The organism is Kitasatospora sp. NPDC059462 (genome assembly GCF_042749955.1).
Classification (GTDB): Bacteria; Actinomycetota; Actinomycetes; order Streptomycetales; family Streptomycetaceae; genus Kitasatospora.
This window is the reverse complement of record NZ_JBHYUU010000094.1, coordinates 1-16,775: the sequence shown is the minus strand read 5'-3', so window position 1 is coordinate 16,775 and position 16,775 is coordinate 1. Positions and strand designations below refer to the sequence as shown.

Below are 16,775 nucleotides of genomic sequence, written 5' to 3'. Positions count from 1 at the left end.
ACCCGGCGGGCGGGCGGGGCTCAGTCCTTTGCGGGGGTTTGACCTGGACCTGCCGCCCCGGCGCCGGCCGCGACGGCCGCGGCCGCCGTGGCGGAGCCGGGCCGGCCGGCCGGGGCGGCCTGGGCCGCCGCCTGCGCGGCCGGGGCGGGCGGGTTCGGGGCCGGGGTCTGGGTCGGGGCCGGATCGCCGGGGCGGCCCGGGGCGATCACGGTGCCCTCGTCGTTGCGGTCCGGCAGGGCCTGGGCGCCGTCCGAGGTGACCCGGGTGGCGCCGATGTACTCCCGGGTGTCGATCTTGTCGTAGCGGATCACCGCGTTGGTGTGCGGCGCGTTGATCATGTACCCGCCGCCCACGTAGATGCCCACGTGGTGGATGCTCCGCGGGTCGGTCAGGTCGGTCGCCCAGAACACCAGGTCGCCCGGGCGCAACTGGTCGCGCGACGGGTGCGGCCCGGCGTACCACTGGTCGTTGGCGACCCGGGGCAGCTTGATGCCCACGCTGTCGAACGCGGCCTTGGTGAGCCCGGAGCAGTCGAACCGCCCGTTCTGCCACGCCTTTCCGTCGCCGCCCCACAGGTACGGGGTGCCGAGCTTGGTCTGGGCGAAGTAGATCGCGCCCGCCGACTGCGCCGAGACCTCCACCGGGGCGGCCGGGTCGGCCGGCGCGGCGAAGCTGCGGGCCGTCGCCAGGATGTTCCGCACGTACCCCTGGGTCTCTCGGTACGGCGGCACGCCCTGGTACCTGGACACCGCGCCCGGCCCCGCGTTGTACGCCGCCAGCATGTTGGACTGGCGGTCGCCCGGCACCTTGGCGACGTCCCTGGCGAGCGCGCAGTCGAAGGTGGCGGCGGAGGCGATGGCGTCCAGCGGGTCCCAGGGGTCCCGCCGGCCGTCGTTGTTGCCGTCGGTCCCGTACGACGCCCAGGTGCCCGGCATGAACTGCGCCAGCCCCTCCGCCCCGACCCCGGAACGGGCCCGCGGGTCGAAACCGCTTTCCTGGTACAACTGCGCCGCGAGCAACGGGGGGGAGAGATCGGGGCAGAGCCGCCCCCACTGTTCGATCGGCCCCTGGAAGGCGGCCGGAACGGTTCCCGGGGAGAGCCCCGCGGCATTGCCCTGCTGCTGTGGCGTCCCGCTCGCCGCATACGTCCCGAGGGTCACCAGGCCGACGAAGCCGGCGAGGACAACTCCCGCGGCAGCGGCGGCGATACCGCCTTTCCGGAGTACCATCAGCACCATCCCGACGAATCGTCAGTCGAAGTGTCCCGGAAGGCGTTGCTCACCGCAATCATCAGAGATACAAAGAGTGAGCGCTATCCTTCGTACGGTGGACATCCTCGCGTACGTGTCCGATGCCTCACGACCAATCCGCGAGAAGTAGCCAAGTCGACATCAGATCTGGCCAAGAATAGGTACCGACCCTTCGCGCGGGCGGGGTCTGGGCCCTTGAATTTGCCTGATCGGGCGGTGAGATGGAAATGAACCAGAGCAGCGTGCAGAGCATCGCGATCGGCCACCTGGCCGAGGACCCTCCAAAGAAGCCGAACATCGACACCATCATCGGCGGGATCGCCCCGGACTGGGGCCCGTTCGCGAGCCTCGGGTCGGAGGCCCGGGTGATGGTCGAGGTCGTCATGGCGGTGGCCATCCTGGCCTGCCTCGGCCTCGCCGTCTGGGGTGCGGCCAAGCAGCGGATCGGCGCCACCGCGATGCGCGACAGCTTCGGCGCCGAACAGGGCAAGGGGCTGATCATCGCCGGGCTGACCGGCGTGTTCATCATTGGATCACTCGGCACTCTGTTCACCATTGTGTACGGCATGGCGATCTGACGATCAGGCAGATCGGACAGTCCGGGCCGATCCCGGTCGATCGGGGCTGATCCGGCCCTTCGGGTTCTTCGGACCCTTCGGACCGTCGCGAGGCGGGCGGAGGGCGGCGCGCCGTCCGTGCCCACCGACCTGTCCGATCGTCTGACCGTCCGACCGCCTGTCCGGGCATCCGTGCATGCCCGGAGCCCCGCCGGGAATCCATCCACCACCCCTTCCCTCCGCGCCCGCCCACGGCCGGAGGGGCCCCCGGAGCCGCCAGCCGGCTCCCCGCACCAGGAGGGCCGCCGTGCCGTTGTCCGACGACCAGCCGCACACCCGTACGCGGCTGCCGGTCGGCGAACAGCCCTCCTCCCAGCCGAGCCAGCGTCAGTCCCACCCCGTGCGAACGGCACTGACGGTCCTGCTGGTCGTCGCGCTGCTCGTGCTGGCGATCTCGATCGCCAACCGGGGCCGTCCCGACCCCGGCAGCGCCAAGGCCGGCGGCTCCGCCGACCGGGCCGCCGCCACCCCCGCCTCCGGCGCCGGCCCCGCCCCCAGCGGCGACCAGCCCGTCACCACCACCGTCAACGGCATCGCCACCGGCTTCCCGCACACCGACCAGGGCGCCCAGTCCGCCGCGTCCAACTACGCGGTCGCCATCGGCTCCGCCGACATGTTCCGCACCGACACCCGCCACACCATCATCACCACCATCGCCGACCCCACCGCCGCCCCCACCCTCCAGTCCCGCCTGGACCAGGGGTTCGGGGGCGACACCGTGGCCCGCTACGGCCTGGACGCCCAGGGCCGTGCGCCCAAGGGCCTCACCTTCGTCAGCCGCACCGTCCCGGTGGGCACCAAGTCGGTCGGCTACACCGACGTGGAGACCAAGGTCGAGGTCTGGTGCACCGGCCTGACCGGCCTGGCCGGCGAGCGCTCCGTGCTGCCCGTGGTGGCGAGCTGGTTCACGCTCACCCTCTCCCTGCACTGGACGGGCGGCGACTGGAAGCTCACGGACTACACGAGCCGGCAGGGGCCAGCCCCCCTGCCGGGTGATGAACAGGCCGCCACCGCCGAGGAGATCACCGGCGCCGTCCAGCAGTTCGGGGGTTTCCGCTATGCCCGTTGAGATGTCCGTCGCCCCGCCGGCGGCCCGCCGGGGCGCCGCCGCCGGCGGGGCCCCACGGCCCGCCGTCCGCCGCGCAGGGACGCTGGCGGGCGCGCTGGCGACCCTTCAGCTCGGCGCCCTCCTCGTGGCGCAACGGGTCTTCGCCGAGCCGTCCCCGACGGCGTCGCCGTCGCCGAGCGGAACGCCGAGTGGCAACCCGACCGCCGCTCCCAACGCGAACTGCCCGGACCTCCCGATCTCCGGGAACGGCATCCTCTGCGTGGACAAGCCCGGTGGCGGGGCGTCGCTGCCCGGGAGTGGGACGGTGGGGACGGTGACGGATCCGCTGGGGTCGTTGGCGAAGGGGTGTGCGCAGGCGGCGGCGTGGGTGGTGCGGAAGTTGTCGGGGGCGATCGACGGGACGACGGAGGTGGACTTCACCAATGCGTCGTTCCTGCAGCAGTACGCGGTGGTGTTCGCCGCGTCGACGATCATCACCCTGGTGCTGTGGCTGCTCGCCGTGACCAAGCGGGCGGTGCGCGGGGCGCCGCTGGCGACGGCGATCTCGGAGGCGATCGGGTTCCTGTGGCTGACGGTGATCGCGTCGGCGTTCACGCCGTTGATCCTGTACACGGTGGTGAGCGCGACCGACGGGCTGACCAAGGCGGTCGCGGTGGGGACGAAGTCGGACACCGGGACGTACCTGGGCGGGTTCGCGGACACCCTGGAGAAGGGTGACATCGGCGGCGGGCCGCTGATCCTGATCATCACCTCGCTGGTGGCCGTGCTGGCGGCGGCGGTGCTCTGGATCGAGCTGCTGATCCGGGCGGCGATGCTGTACGTGGGTGCGCTGCTGGGGACGGCGGTGTACGCGGGGCTGGTGGACAAGCAGTTGTGGAAGCACGTGCGCCGCTGGGCGGGGGTGATGGTGGCGGTGGACCTGGCGAAGCCGATCATCGTGATCATCCTCGGGCTGGCCGGTGCGGTGTCGGCCGGGGCGGGGGCGAGCGACGACTTCGCCCGGGTGCTGTCGGGGCTGGCGATCCTCTTCCTGTCGATCTTCGCCAGCGCCGCGGTGTACCGGTTCGTCCCGGGCTTCGGCGACGAGATCATGAGCATGCGCAGTGCCCGGGCGAGCGCGGTGTCGGCCGGATCGGCGATGATCAACGGGACCGCGAACTTCATGCGGCAGGGCATCAGCACGCACGGCGACCGCGGCCCGCAGCCGGGTGGGGCCGGGGGCGGGTCGGGTTCGGGCGGCGGTTCGGTCGCCCCGGGCATCGCCGCCCACGCGGCGCGCACACCCGCGCCGCCGCAGCAGGCCGGGCCGCCGGCGCAGTCCTCGGCCCGCGACAGCAATCCAGCGAAGGGAGGGTGACGGGTAAGTGAGCAGCGAACCGCTCGGCCAGTACGGCGCCCAGTACGCCCAGCCGTATGTGCACCAGCGCCGTACCTACCTGATCGGCAAGGCCCGCCCGAACGCGCCGATCGGCCGGAACCGGGAGTCCGGCGAGATCGTGCTGATCATCTTCGGGGCCTTCCTCGGCATGGTCTGGGGCCTGATGATGCCGATCCTGCCGTTGCGCATCGCGGGTCTGGTCGGCCTGCCCGCGCTGGCGATCGCGGCGGTGTACGTGCCGTACCGGCGCCGGACGTTCTACAAGTGGGTGGAGATCAACCGCACCTACCGCCGGACGGTCCGCAGCGGCCGGGCGGTGTGGAAGTCGGACGCGATGGACGCCGGGACGCGGCTGGACGGCCGCGAGGTGGAGATCGGGCCGCCGCCCGGGGTGGGGCGGCTGCGCTGGCTGTCGGCGCCGTTCGGGCCGGACGAGGTCGGGGTGCTGATGCACCTGGAGCGGCGCACGGTGACGGCGGCGATCGAGATCGAGGGCCCGGGTGTCGGGCTGCGTGACTCGGAGGACCAGGAGGCGCTGGTCGACCGGTTCGGGACGCTGCTGAAGCACGTCGCGAACGGGGACGGCTTCGTGACCCGGCTGCAGATCCTGGCCCGCACCCTGCCGGCCGACCCGGACGCGCACGCCAAGGACGTGGAGCGGCGCGGCGACCCGGGCGCGCCGAACTGGCTGAAGGACTCGTACGACCAGCTGCAGTCGATGGTGTCGACCTCGTCGGAGCAGCACCGGGCGTACCTGGTGGCGTGCATGCACTACACCCGGGACCTCGCCGCCGAGGCGCACGCGATGGGCCGCACCGCGACCGGGCGCCGGGCCCGGGACGACGAGGGGCTGGCCGCGGTGATGGCCCGCGAGCTGACCGACATCTGCGCGCGGCTGGCCGAGGCGGACATCCGGGTGCGCCAGCCGCTGGGCCAGGCCCGGCTCTCCTCGCTGCTGCACTCGATGTACGACCCGGACCACCCGATCGACCACATCCAGGCGATGTCGAAGCGCAACGCCTGGCCGGCCGAGCTGGACGCCACCCACGCGCAGTACCTGGAGGCGAAGACCCGCGAGTCGGCGACCCGGGAGCCGTGGTGCCACGCCACCGCGTGGATCAAGGAGTGGCCGCTGACCCCGGTCGGCGTCAACTTCCTGGCGCCGCTGCTGGTGCACACCCCGGACGTGATCCGGACGGTGGCGGTGACGATGGACCTGGAGCCCACCGACGTCGCCATCGAGCGGATGCTCACCGAGAAGACCAACGACGAGGCGGAGGCCAGCCGCGCCGCCAAGATGAACCGCACCGTCGACCCGCGCGACCTGGCCCACAGCGGCCGGGTGGACCAGCGCGGTGACGACCTGGCGTCCGGCGCGGCCGGCGTCAACCTGGTCGGCTACATCACGGTCTCCTCGCGCAACCCCGACGCGCTGGCCCGGGACAAGCGGACGATCCGCGCCTCGGCGGGCAAGAGCTACCTGAAGCTGGAGTGGTGCGACCGCGAGCACCACCGCGCGTTCGTCAACACCCTGCCGTTCGCCACCGGTATCCGCCGCTGAGCGGGTACCGGTCGAGCGACTGATCTGGAGGCCCCCGTATGGCGATCGGCAACCTCACCGACGCGTTCACCAGCCTGATGTTCGGCAAGGTGGAGACCACCCGGCTGCCGGTGCGCACGTCCACCGGTCAGGCGCAGGCGGTCTACCTGCCGACCGCCGCGCCGGGGCTCGGCGACTCCGGGGTGATCATCGGACGGGAGGTGTACAGCGGGAAGGGGTACGTCTACGACCCGTTCCAGCTGTACGGCCAGCAGCTGCCGGCCCCGCACTGGCTGGTGCTGGGGGAGTCCGGCAACGGCAAGTCGGCGCTGGAGAAGACGTACGTGCTGCGCCAGCTGCGGTTCCGGGACCGGCAGGTGGTGGTGCTGGACGCGCAGGGCGAGGACGGGGTCGGCGAGTGGAACCTGATCGCCGACGCGCTGGGCATAAAGTCGATCCGGCTGGACCCGATGGCGGCCCGGGACGGCGGGGTGAAGCTCAATCCGCTGGACCCGGCGATCACCCAGACCGGGCAGCTGTCGCTGCTGCGCACCATCGTCGAGGTGGCGATGGGGCGCGGTCTGGAGGAGCGGGCCGGCTTCGCGCTGAAGGCCGCGCACGCGCACGTGGTGGCGACGGTCCGGGACCGTCAGCCGGTGCTGGACGACATCATCGACACCCTGCGCAACCCCGAGCTGTCGTCGGTGGAGTCGCTGGGCGTGGCGGTGGACGAGGTGCAGTCCTGGGGCCTGGACGTCGCACTGGTGCTGGACCGGCTGGTCGACGGCGACCTGCGGGGCATGTTCGACGGGTCGACCACCGAGGGCATCGACCTGGACGCGCCGCTGATCGTCTTCGACCTGTCGCACATCGACCGCAACTCGATCGCGATGCCGATCCTGATGGCGATCGTCGGGGTCTGGCTGGAACACACCTGGATCAGGCCGGACCGCAAGAAGCGGATCTTCCTGGTCGAGGAGGCCTGGCACATCATCAACAGCCCCTTCGTGGCCCAGCTGTTCCAGCGGCTGCTGAAGTTCGGCCGCCGGCTGGGCCTGTCCTTCGTCGCCGTGGTGCACCACCTGTCGGACGTGGTGGACGGGGCGGCGGCCAAGGAGGCCTCGGCGATCCTGAAGATGGCCTCCACCCGGACCATCTACATGCAGAAGGCCGAGGAGGCGAGAGCCACCGGCCGGGTGCTCGGCCTGCCGCGCTGGGCGGTGGAGATCATCCCCACACTTTCGCCGGGCATCGCGGTCTGGGACGTCAACGGCAACGTCCAGGTGGTGAAGCACATCATCACCGAGGCGGAGCGTCCGCTGGTCTACACCGACCGCGCGATGACCGAGGACGCGGTGGCCGAACGGGTGCGTGCCGATCGGCAGTTGGCGGCCGAGCCGGGCGTCTGAGAGCGGGCCCGGCGGACCGGCCGGCGTTCGCCCGGGCGGCCGCGCCGACGGGCGGCCCGGCGGGGAAAGTCCGACGACGATTCGTCAGCAGGTAACCCTGTCGTTACGTCCGGGGGCCTGACAGCTACGCGCGTTGACCCTAGGCTGCACTCGCGCAACGACACTCGTCTCGCGCGCCCGGGCCTGTCCACAGCTGGGCGCTCTCACAGGTGCAGGGGACCCCCTACATGCTCTCCGTCAGAACCCGACGGTCGGCGCTGGCCGTCGTCGCCGCGGCCGGCCTCGTCGGCACGGTGGCCATGCCGTCCGCGGCCCAGGCCGCGACCGCCAAGAAGCCGAAGACCGTCAACCTCCAGTTGCTGGCCATCAACGACCTGCACGGCAACCTGGAGCCCCCGGCCGGCTCGTCCGGCACCATCCGGGAGATCGACCCGGCCACCGGCCAGCCGGTCAGCACCCCGGCCGGCGGCGTGGAGTACCTCGCCACCGCGCTGCGCCAGGCCCGCATCCCCGCCGACGACTCGATCACCGTCGCCGCCGGCGACCTGATCGGCGCCTCCCCGCTGACCTCGGCGCTCTTCCACGACGAGCCCACCATCGAGGCGCTGGACAAGCTCGGCCTGGACGTCACCTCGGTCGGCAACCACGAGTTCGACGAGGGTTCCGCCGAGCTGCTCCGGCTCCAGAACGGCGGCTGCCACCCGACCGACGGGTGCTACGAGGAGGGGCGCACGTTCAAGGGCGCCAACTTCAACTACCTGTCGGCGAACGTCACCGGCGAGAAGAGCGGCAAGCCGCTGCTCGCCCCGTACTGGGTGACCAAGTCCCAGGGCGTCAAGATCGGCTTCATCGGCGTCACCCTGGAGGGCACGCCGAACATCGTCACCGCCGAGGGCGTCAAGGGCCTGAAGTTCGCGGACGAGGTCGCCACGATCAACAAGTACGCCGCCGAGCTGAAGGCCAAGGGCGTCAACTCGATCGTCGCGCTGATCCACGAGGGCGGCCTGCCGGCCAGCAGCACCTACAACTACGACTGCGGCGCGGCCGGCCAGGGCATCTCCGGCCCGATCGTCGACATCGCCAAGAACATCGACCCGGCGGTCGGCGCCATCGTCACCGGCCACACCCACAACGCGTACGCCTGCACCATCCCGGACCCGCAGGGCGTGCCGCGCTCGGTGACCAGCGCCGCCTCCTTCGGCCGGCTGTACACCGAGATCGACCTGAAGCTCGACAAGACCACCGGCACCATCGTGCGCCCGTCGGTCAAGGCCGAGAACCACATCGTGCGCCGGACGGTCGAGAAGGCCCCGGACATGACCCAGCTGATCGACCGCTACTCCAAGCTGGCCGCGCCGATCGCCAACCGCCCGGTCGGCTACATCGCCTCGGACATCAACGGCCGCGGCAACAACGACCCGGAGAAGCCGCTCGGCGACGTCATCGCCGACGCCCAGCAGGCGGGCCTGGCGCCCGCCGACAAGGGCGGCGCGCAGGTCGCCTTCATGAACCCCGGCGGCATCCGCTCCGACCTCGTCTACCGGGCGACCGGCGCCGAGGGCGACGGCGTGGTGACCTACGGCGAGGCGTTCGCCGTCCAGCCGTTCACCAACATGATGCAGGTCAAGACGCTGACCGGGACCCAGCTGGTCCAGCTGCTGCAGCAGCAGGTCAGCGGCTCCAACGAGGCCTCGCCGAAGATCCTCCAGCCGTCCAAGGGCCTCACCTACACCCTGGACATGCGCAACAAGGGCGCGGACCGGGTCGTCGTCGACTCGATCCGGCTCAACGGCGCGCCGATCGACCCGGCCGCCTCGTACCGGGTCGCGGCCAATGAGTTCCTGGCCGGCGGCGGCGACGGCTTCCCGGCCTTCGCGGCCGGTACCGACAAGCTCGTCGGCGCCTCCGACCTGGACGTCTTCGCCGCCTACCTCGGCGCCAACAGCTCGGCCGCCGCGCCGCTGAAGGCTCCGGCGCAGGACCGGATCAAGGTCATCGCCGCGGGGACCACCACCGGCTGAGCCGGGGGTCGCCGGCTCCGGGCCGGCCGGGAGGGGGCGGGGCGCTGTCGGGGCGCCCCGCCCCCTTCCGTCGCCTCAGGCCGGTGCGGGGCCGCCGGGCAGCCGGACGGTGGCGAGGGCGCCGGGGCCGCCGTCCGGGGCAGGGCCGAGCGACACCTCGCCGCCGGCCTCCCGCACGCTCTGCGCGACGATCGACAACCCCAGGCCCGAGCCCGGGAGCTGGCGCGAGGACGGCGAGCGCCAGAAGCGGTCGAAGACGTACGGGAGCTCCTCCGGCGGGATGCCGGGGCCGTGGTCGCGGACGGTCAGCACACCGCGGTCGAGCCGGACCTCGATGGTGCCGCCGGGCGGGCTGTACTTCACCGCGTTGTCCAGCAGGTTGATCACCGCGCGTTCCAGGGCGGCCGCGTCGGCGTGCACGTACCAGGGCGCGGCGGAGGTCTCGAAGACCAGCCCCGGGCCGCGCAACTCGGCGCGCTCCACGGCCCGTTCGGCGATCTCGTGCAGGGCGACCACGGCGAGCGTGCGGACCGGCGCGGGGGAGTCCGGGCGGGAGAGCTGGAGCAGGTCGCCGATCAGCACGGTGAGCTCCTGCATCTGGGCCTTCATGTTGCCGAGCAGCTTGGTGCGGGTGGCGGGCGGCAGCGGGCGGCCGGTGTCGTCGCTGCGGATCAGCAGGTCGACGTTGGTGCGCAGGGAGGTGAGCGGGGTGCGCAGCTCGTGCCCGGCGTCGGCGATCAGCCGGGTCTGCCGCTCGCGGGAGTTGGCGAGGGCGGTGCTCATGGAGTTGAAGGACGTGGAGAGCCGGGCGATCTCGTCCTCGCCCTGGACGGGGATGGTGGTGCCGACCTCCTCGGTGCGGGCGATGTGCTCGACGGCGTCGGTGAGTTGGTCGACGGGCTTGAGCGCGGAGCGGGCGACCAGCCGGCCGGCGACGGCGGCGAGCACGATGCCGCCGAGGGCGACCCCGCCGAGGACGAAGGCGAGCCGGTTCAGGGACTCCTCGGCCGCTCCGGTCGGCGTGGCGACCATGACCACGACCGAGTTGTGGCCGGGCACGCGGAGCAGGGACAGGCGGACCATGGCCGGATCGCCGTTGGTGTACGCCCCCTCACGGACGACCGCCTGGTCCGGCTGGAGGGAGAGCGCCGTCCTGGCGTCGCCGGGCTGGATCGCGATGGCCTGGGTGGCACCGAGCGGCAGCGAGACGCACCCCTGGTCGATCCAGAGGAACTGGGTGTCCCGGGGCGCGGGACCGCCGCCCTGGGGAGGTTCCGGGACACTGCTCCGCTGGGCCTGTTCGAGGGCGGCCTCGGGGGTCCGCGGGCAGGCGGACTGGAGGGTCGCCACCCGGGGTTGCGGGATGTGCTCCAGGTCGTTGCGGATCTGGCCGTAGAGCTGCTTCTCCACGATGAACCAGCACGCGAGCGCCGACAGCGCGATCGCCACCGCCACCGCCGCCGCCGTGAGGAAGGTGAGCCGGGTGCGCAGGGAGCGGGCGCGGTACCAGGTGGTGAGGCGGCCGCGGCGCGGGATGCGGGGCGGGGCGAGCGGGGGTGGCGGGACGGCCGGGTTCACGCCGCGGTGCCGGTGGCCGGGCGGAGCGCGTAGCCGACTCCGCGGACGGTCTGGATGAGCCGGGGCAGGCCGCCCTGCTCGGTCTTGCGGCGCAGGTACATCACGTACACGTCCAGCGAGTTGGACGAGGGCTCGAAGTCGAAGCCCCAGACCGCCTTGAGGATCTGCTCGCGGGTGAGCACCTGGCGCGGGTGGGCGAGGAACATCTCCAGCAGCATGAACTCGGTGCGGGTCAGTTCGACCGGCCGGCCGGCCCGGGTGACCTCGCGGGTGGCGGTGTTCATCCGCAGGTCGCCGAAGGCGAGGACGTCGGTCTCCTCCTCGACGGCGGCCGCCCGGGCGGCGGCCTCGGTGGCGAGCGCGTTGCGCCGCAGCAGGGCGCGCACCCGGGCGAGCAGCTCGTCGAGTTCGAAGGGCTTGGCGAGGTAGTCGTCGGCGCCGACGTCGAGGCCGGTGACCCGGTCGCCGACGGCGTCCCGGGCGGTGAGCATCAGCACCGGGACGGTGTCGCCGCGCGAGCGCATCCGGCGGACGGCGGTGAGGCCGTCCATCCGGGGCATCATGATGTCGAGCAGGACGAGGTCCGGCCGGTCGCGTTCGACGGTTTCGAGGGCCTCGTAGCCGTCGGTGGCGGTGGTGACCTCGTAGCCCTCGAAGGCGAGGCTGCTCTCCAGGGCGTCCCGGAGCGCGGGTTCGTCGTCGACCACGAGGAGCCGGGCGGTGGTCTGCTGACCGGGCTCGGCGGGGGTGCGGTCGTCGGCGGACGGGGTCATCGGCGGTCGCCTTTCTGGTGGCGGGAGGGCCTGCTCGGGTCAATTGTCGGACGTGCTCAGACGTTCTGGCCGGACTCCAGCTTCGGCAGCACCTGCTTGATGTCGTCGATCGGGATGGCGAAGCCGAGGCCGACGCTGCCGGCCCCGCTGCCGCCGGCCGTGGCGCTGGAGCCGTTCGGCGCGTACATGGCCGAGTTGATGCCGATGACCTGCCCCTCGGCGTTGATCAGCGGGCCGCCGGAGTTGCCGGGGTTGAGCGCGGCGTCGGTCTGGAAGGCCTGGTAGGTGGCGGTCTCGCCGCCGCTCTGCGGGGCGGTGCCGCGCAGTCCGGGCAGTTGGGGGAAGCCGAAGCCGCCGTTGCCGCTGGTGGTGCCCTCGTCGAGCTGGACGGTGACCTCGCGGTGCTCGGCGCTGATGATGCCGGAGGTGACGGTCCCGGTGAGGCCCTCGGGGTTGCCGATGGCCACGACGGGGTCGCCGACCACGACGCCGGAGGAGTCGCCGAGGACGGCGGGGGTGAGGTTCCCGGCACCGCTCGCGGTGATCACGGCGGCGTCCAGGCCCTTGTCGGTGCCGGTGAGGTCGGCCCGGGCGGTGGAGCCGTCGTGGAAGGTGACGGTGATCCGGCCGCCGTCGGCCGCGCCGGAGACCACGTGGTAGTTGGTGAGGATCCGCCCGTTGCCGGTCAGCACTACGCCGGTGCCGGTGGCGGTGCCGTTCGCGCTCTGCACGGTGATCTGGACGACGCTGGGCGAGACGGCGGCCGCGACGGCGGCGACGTCGGCGCTGCCGTCGGAGCGGGCGGCGACCGGGCTGGCGAGGGTGCCGGTGCGGCCCTCGGAGTCGTGCTCCCGGGCGGCGACGACACCGCCGGTGACTCCGCCGAGGACGGCGGCGATCGCGGCGACGGCGGTGACCAGGGCGAGCCGTCCGCGCAGCAGGCCGCGCCGGGCGCGGTGGCCGGGGCCGCCGGGGGCGGACGGGGCGGGCACCTCGGCCGCCCCGGGCGGGAACGGCGGGGCCGGGGGAGGGGGCGGGGTGCCGGCGGCGGGGTGGGCGGGGCTCCCGTACCCGGCGCCGTCGTGCACGGGACCGCCGTACCCGGTGCCGCCGTGCGTGGCGCCGTCGTGCGTGGAGCTGTCGAGGACGGTGCCCGGGATGACCCGGGGCCGCGGGTACCCGTGGGGGCCGTCGTACTGCTCGCCGTCGGTGCGGGGCTGCCACTGCTGGTGATCGCTCATGACGACCAACGTCCGCCCGCTGGATGAGAATCCGGTGAGAGCCCGCTCAGAAGGCTCCGAGAAGCCCGTTGACTTCTCATAAAGCCTGGTCGGGCTAGGCGTCGGCGCGCTCCGGCGAGCAGCCGCAGGAACGCCGTACGACCAGGCGCGACGGGAAGGTGCGGACCCGTTCGGTGTCCGAGCCGGGCACCATCAGCGAGTCGTCCAGCACCAGGTCCACCGCCGCCCGGGCCATCGCGTCGCGGTCGGAGGCGACGGTGGTCAGCGGCGGGTCGGCGAGCGCGGCCTCCGGCACGTCGTCGAAGCCGGCCACCGCGAGGTCCTCCGGCACCCGCAGGCCCAGCTCGCGGGCGGCCCGCAGCACGCCGATCGCCTGGTCGTCGGTGGAGCAGAAGATCGCCGGCGGGCGGTTCTCGGAGCGCAGCACGCCGAGCGCGACGTCGTAGGCGCCGTAGCGGTGGAAGGGCGCGTCGATGAGGTGCGGTTCGGTGGGCAGGCCGTGCGCGTCCATGGCCCGCTGCCAGCCCTCGACGTGGTCGATGACGGGGTCGCCGGGGGCGGGGGACTCCACCGGGCCGCCGAAGCAGGCCACGTACGGGTGCCCGTGCACCTCCAGCAGGTGGCGGACGATCGTCTCGGCGCCGGCCACGTCGTCGGTGACCACCGCGACGTCGTCGATCGCCTCGGGGCGGCGGTGCAGCAGCACCACCTTCGCGCCCTCCATGGCGGCGAACTCCTCGGCGGCCCGCTGCGAGGGGCCCTGGCTGACCAGGATCAGGCCGGAGACCCGCATGCCGAGGAAGGCGCGGACGTAGTGGACCTCGCGGTCGTCGACGTAGTCGGAGTTGCCGATCAGCACGAGCTTGCCGCGCTCGGAGGCGGCCCGCTCCACGGCGTGCGCCATCTCGGCGAAGAACGGCTGGCGGGCGTCCGGGACGACCATGCCGATCAGGTTGGTGCGGCGGGAGGCCATCGCCTGCGCGACGCTGTTCGGCCGGTAGCCGAGCTGCTCGATCGCGGCGAGCACCTTCTCCCGGGTGGCGGGCGCGACCGGGCGCGGTCCGTTGTTGATCACGTAGCTGACGACGGCGGTCGAGGTACCAGCCAGTCGGGCTACATCGTCGCGCGTCACTTTGGCCACGGGGGGAGTCTACGCGTGTGGCGTGCGGCCGGGCAGCGGGGGACCCGCGCCGGGCGGGTGCGGCGCGCGCCCGGTCCCGGGCGGGGCGGGACGAATCCGGACAGGCCGGGCGGCCTCGTCGACGACGGACCGCCCGGCCGGCCGGTCAGGCCTCCAGGGCGGCCGCGGAGCGCCGGGTGGACTGCTCGGTCCGCTCGGTCCGCTCGCCCTTGTCCCCCTTCTCGGGGACGACGAAGCGGTAGCCGACGTTGCGCACGGTGCCGATCAGGCCCTCGTGCTCGACGCCGAGCTTGGCGCGCAGCCGGCGGACGTGCACGTCGACCGTCCGGGTGCCGCCGAAGTAGTCGTAGCCCCAGACCTCCTGCAGCAGCTGCGCCCGGGTGAAGACCCGGCCGGGATGCTGAGCGAGGTACTTGAGCAGCTCGAACTCCTTGAAGGTGAGGTCGAGCACCCGGCCCTTGAGCCTGGCGGAGTAGGTGGCCTCGTCGACCGAGAGGTCGCCGCTGCGGATCTCGCCCGGGCTGTCGTCGGTGGTCACCTGGAGCCGGCCGAGGGCGAGCCGCAGCCGGGCCTCGACCTCGGCGGGGCCGGCGGTGTCGAGCAGGACGTCGTCGATGCCCCAGTCGGCGGTGACGGCGGCCAGGCCGCCCTCGGTCACCACCAGGATCAGCGGGCAGCCGATGCCGGTGGAGCGCAGCAACTGGCAGAGGCTGCGGATCTGCGGCAGGTCGCGCCTGCCGTCCACCAGGATGACGTCTGCGCTGGGGGTGTCGACCAGGGCGGCGCCCTCGGCGGGGGCCACCCGGACGTTGTGCAGCAGCAGGCCGAGCGCGGGCAGGACCTCCGCGGAGGGTTGCAGCGCGTTGGTGAGGAGGAGCAGAGAACTCATACCCGGTAGTCCCCTTTCCGGGTCGTCGCGGTCGCGTTCCGGCTGCCGCCACAGCCGGATGGCGCACGTGCTGGTGAGGGGGAGGAGACGGAGGTCCGGGGGGACGCGGGGGACACGGCGGCGCGCGCGGCCGGACGGGGCACGTCCCGGGCGTCCCGCGACCCCCGGTGCACCGTTTCTGCCCTGCTCATCCGCGAACCTTCCGGTCCTGGCCCGTCCCGGGCGGCGGCCCGGAGCCGGGGTTGTCCGACGCCCCGGCCCGGTCGCGGCACGTCGTTGTGCCGTGTGTGGCGGGGGCGGTCCCTGCGGCACGCCGGGGGTGGGCCGACGATTCGCACGGACGTCCGTACTGGCGTCCTGAAAGCACAAAAGGACCCGGGGGCGACTCTGCCCGGATCCCTCGGGGATCGAGGATAACCGACCGGTCCCCCGCGCCGGGAGGTCCCGAGCCCGGTGGTCCGGCCTTTCCGGGCGCGCCCCGGGTGAGCCCCGCCACAGCTTCGCGACGGCGCCGCCGGGCGTCGGGCCAGGGCGATTGCCGCTCGCACGGGCGAACACGACATCATGGGGGACACATCGGCGGCACCGTGCGCGTACCCCTTTCGGGCGAGGCGCGGGCGCCCCGGTGGTGGACCCGGCCGGGACACCCGGGCCCGGGCGAGGACGACGAGAAGGGGTTGCCATGGGCGCGACCACCGGGCACGACCCGGCGGCCGCCGTTCGGGTGAGCGGGACGATCCGCTACTGGGCGGCGGCGAAGTCGGAGGCCGGGCTGGCCGAGGAGACGTACCTGGCGGCGACCCTGGCCGAGGCGCTGGCAGGGGCCGCGGAGCGGCACGCGGACCGGCCGAAGCTGGTCCGGCTGCTCGGCCACTGCTCCTACCTGGTGGACGGCTCGCCGGTGGGCGGCCGCGACCACGCGACCGTGGCCCTCACCGAGGGCGGCACGGTCGAGGTCCTTCCTCCGTTCGCGGGCGGGTGAGCGGCGTGACGGGCACGAACGCGACCCCCGAGGGGCAGCAGCCCCAGTCCCAGCAGCCGTACCAGCCCCAGCAGCCGTACCAGCCGCAGTACCCGTACGGGCCGCCGCAGCCGCAGCAGCAGGCGCCGCAGGGCTACCAGCCCCAGCCCCAGCCCGGGCAGGCGCCCTACCCGTACGCCCCGCCGCAGGCGTACGCGCCGGATCCTTATGCGCAGCAGGGGCACGCGGCGCAGCCGCACGCCCCCGGCGCGGGCCCCGCGCCGTACGGTCAGCAGCCCCAGGGCCAGCAGCCCTACGGCCAGCAGCCCTATGGTCAGCAGCCCTACGCGCAGCCTTCCTACGGACAGCCGTCCCACGGCCGGCCGCCGTACGGGGCCGGGCCGGGCGCGGACGACGCCGCGACGGCGCTGCTCCCGCCGGTGCCGCCGCTGGACGACGCGGCGGCGACCACGCTGCTCCCGCCCGTTCCGCCGCTGGACGACGCCGCGACGGCGCTGCTCCCCCCGGTGACGGAGTCGGGCCCGGTGCCGCCGGCCGCACCGGGGCAGCCGTCGGCCGGGGGACCGGTGCGGCCCTACACCGAGCCGCGACGCGGCCGTTCGCACCGCCGGACGGAGGCGCCCGCCCCCGCCCCGGCGCCCGTCCAGGCTCCTCCGGTCCAGGCCCAGGTCCCGCCGTCGGCTCCCGCCCCGGACCACGGGCAGGGCCTGGACCAGCCGACCATGACGCTGAAGCGCCCGGAGCCCCCGGCCCCGGTGCTGACCGACCCGGCCGCCGCCCGCGCCGCACGGGCCGCCCGGGCCGCGCAGGGCGGCCACGGCGCGTCCGCGCGTCCGGCCGCGCCGTTCCCCGGCCCGGCCCCGTCGCTCGGCACCCAGCCGTTCCCG

The 16,775-nt window shown here is 73.5% G+C and carries 13 protein-coding genes and 1 pseudogene; 8 read left to right on the top strand and 6 right to left on the bottom strand.

Annotation, left to right across the window (positions count from 1 at the left end):
- Nucleotides 1-20: 20 nt before the first annotated feature.
- A complete protein-coding gene (locus ACFXAM_RS22720) occupies nt 21-1,229 on the bottom strand; it encodes an NlpC/P60 family protein (protein WP_380294011.1) in 1,209 nt (402 codons plus the stop codon).
- Nucleotides 1,230-1,477: 248 nt separating this feature from the next.
- Between ACFXAM_RS22720 and ACFXAM_RS22715 the strand changes: the two genes are divergently transcribed.
- From ACFXAM_RS22715 to ACFXAM_RS22690, 6 genes are all read left to right on the top strand, one after another.
- Nucleotides 1,478-1,828, top strand: coding sequence for a hypothetical protein (locus ACFXAM_RS22715; protein WP_355357364.1), 351 nt, complete (start codon nt 1,478-1,480; stop codon nt 1,826-1,828).
- A 286-nt stretch (nt 1,829-2,114) separates the two neighbouring features.
- Nucleotides 2,115-2,936 (top strand): hypothetical protein, encoded by an 822-nt coding sequence (locus tag ACFXAM_RS22710; protein ID WP_380294009.1) that lies wholly within the window; start codon nt 2,115-2,117, stop codon nt 2,934-2,936.
- Nucleotide 2,937: 1 nt separating this feature from the next.
- The gene (locus ACFXAM_RS22705) at nt 2,938-4,293 is read left to right on the top strand and encodes a hypothetical protein (protein ID WP_380294007.1); all 1,356 of its coding nucleotides are present in this window, start codon (nt 2,938-2,940) and stop codon (nt 4,291-4,293) included.
- A gap of 7 nt (nt 4,294-4,300) precedes the next feature.
- The gene (locus tag ACFXAM_RS22700) at nt 4,301-5,875 is read left to right on the top strand and encodes an SCO6880 family protein (RefSeq protein WP_380294004.1); all 1,575 of its coding nucleotides are present in this window, start codon (nt 4,301-4,303) and stop codon (nt 5,873-5,875) included.
- A gap of 38 nt (nt 5,876-5,913) precedes the next feature.
- Nucleotides 5,914-7,263 carry an ATP-binding protein gene (locus ACFXAM_RS22695; RefSeq protein WP_380294002.1) on the top strand — a complete coding sequence of 450 codons (1,350 nt, stop codon included), beginning with the start codon at nt 5,914-5,916 and terminating at the stop codon, nt 7,261-7,263.
- Between the two features lie 227 nt (nt 7,264-7,490).
- Nucleotides 7,491-9,284: a bifunctional metallophosphatase/5'-nucleotidase gene (locus ACFXAM_RS22690; protein ID WP_380294000.1), complete on the top strand. Its 1,794-nt coding sequence runs from the start codon at nt 7,491-7,493 to the stop codon at nt 9,282-9,284.
- Between the two features lie 75 nt (nt 9,285-9,359).
- On the opposite strand, the gene ACFXAM_RS22685 is transcribed toward ACFXAM_RS22690, so the two are convergent.
- The 5 genes from ACFXAM_RS22685 to ACFXAM_RS22665 form a co-directional block, all read right to left on the bottom strand.
- A complete protein-coding gene (locus ACFXAM_RS22685; RefSeq protein ID WP_380293998.1) occupies nt 9,360-10,862 on the bottom strand; it encodes a sensor histidine kinase in 1,503 nt (500 codons plus the stop codon).
- On the bottom strand, nt 10,859-11,635 hold the full coding sequence (locus tag ACFXAM_RS22680) for a response regulator transcription factor (RefSeq protein WP_380293996.1): 777 nt from the start codon (nt 11,633-11,635) through the stop codon (nt 10,859-10,861). Before ACFXAM_RS22680 ends, ACFXAM_RS22685 begins: the two co-directional genes overlap by 4 nt.
- A gap of 56 nt (nt 11,636-11,691) precedes the next feature.
- The gene (locus ACFXAM_RS22675) at nt 11,692-12,876 is read right to left on the bottom strand and encodes a S1C family serine protease (protein ID WP_380293994.1); all 1,185 of its coding nucleotides are present in this window, start codon (nt 12,874-12,876) and stop codon (nt 11,692-11,694) included.
- Nucleotides 12,877-12,970: 94 nt separating this feature from the next.
- A complete protein-coding gene (locus tag ACFXAM_RS22670) occupies nt 12,971-14,017 on the bottom strand; it encodes a LacI family DNA-binding transcriptional regulator (RefSeq protein ID WP_380293992.1) in 1,047 nt (348 codons plus the stop codon).
- A 145-nt stretch (nt 14,018-14,162) separates the two neighbouring features.
- The gene (locus ACFXAM_RS22665) at nt 14,163-14,906 is read right to left on the bottom strand and encodes a response regulator transcription factor (protein WP_380293990.1); all 744 of its coding nucleotides are present in this window, start codon (nt 14,904-14,906) and stop codon (nt 14,163-14,165) included.
- A 682-nt stretch (nt 14,907-15,588) separates the two neighbouring features.
- On the opposite strand from ACFXAM_RS22665, the gene ACFXAM_RS22660 reads away from it, so the two are divergent.
- Nucleotides 15,589-15,888 (top strand): MoaD/ThiS family protein, encoded by a 300-nt coding sequence (locus ACFXAM_RS22660; RefSeq protein ID WP_380293988.1) that lies wholly within the window; start codon nt 15,589-15,591, stop codon nt 15,886-15,888.
- A gap of 5 nt (nt 15,889-15,893) precedes the next feature.
- Nucleotides 15,894-16,775: pseudogene (locus ACFXAM_RS22655) on the top strand (hypothetical protein); the annotation flags it as partial.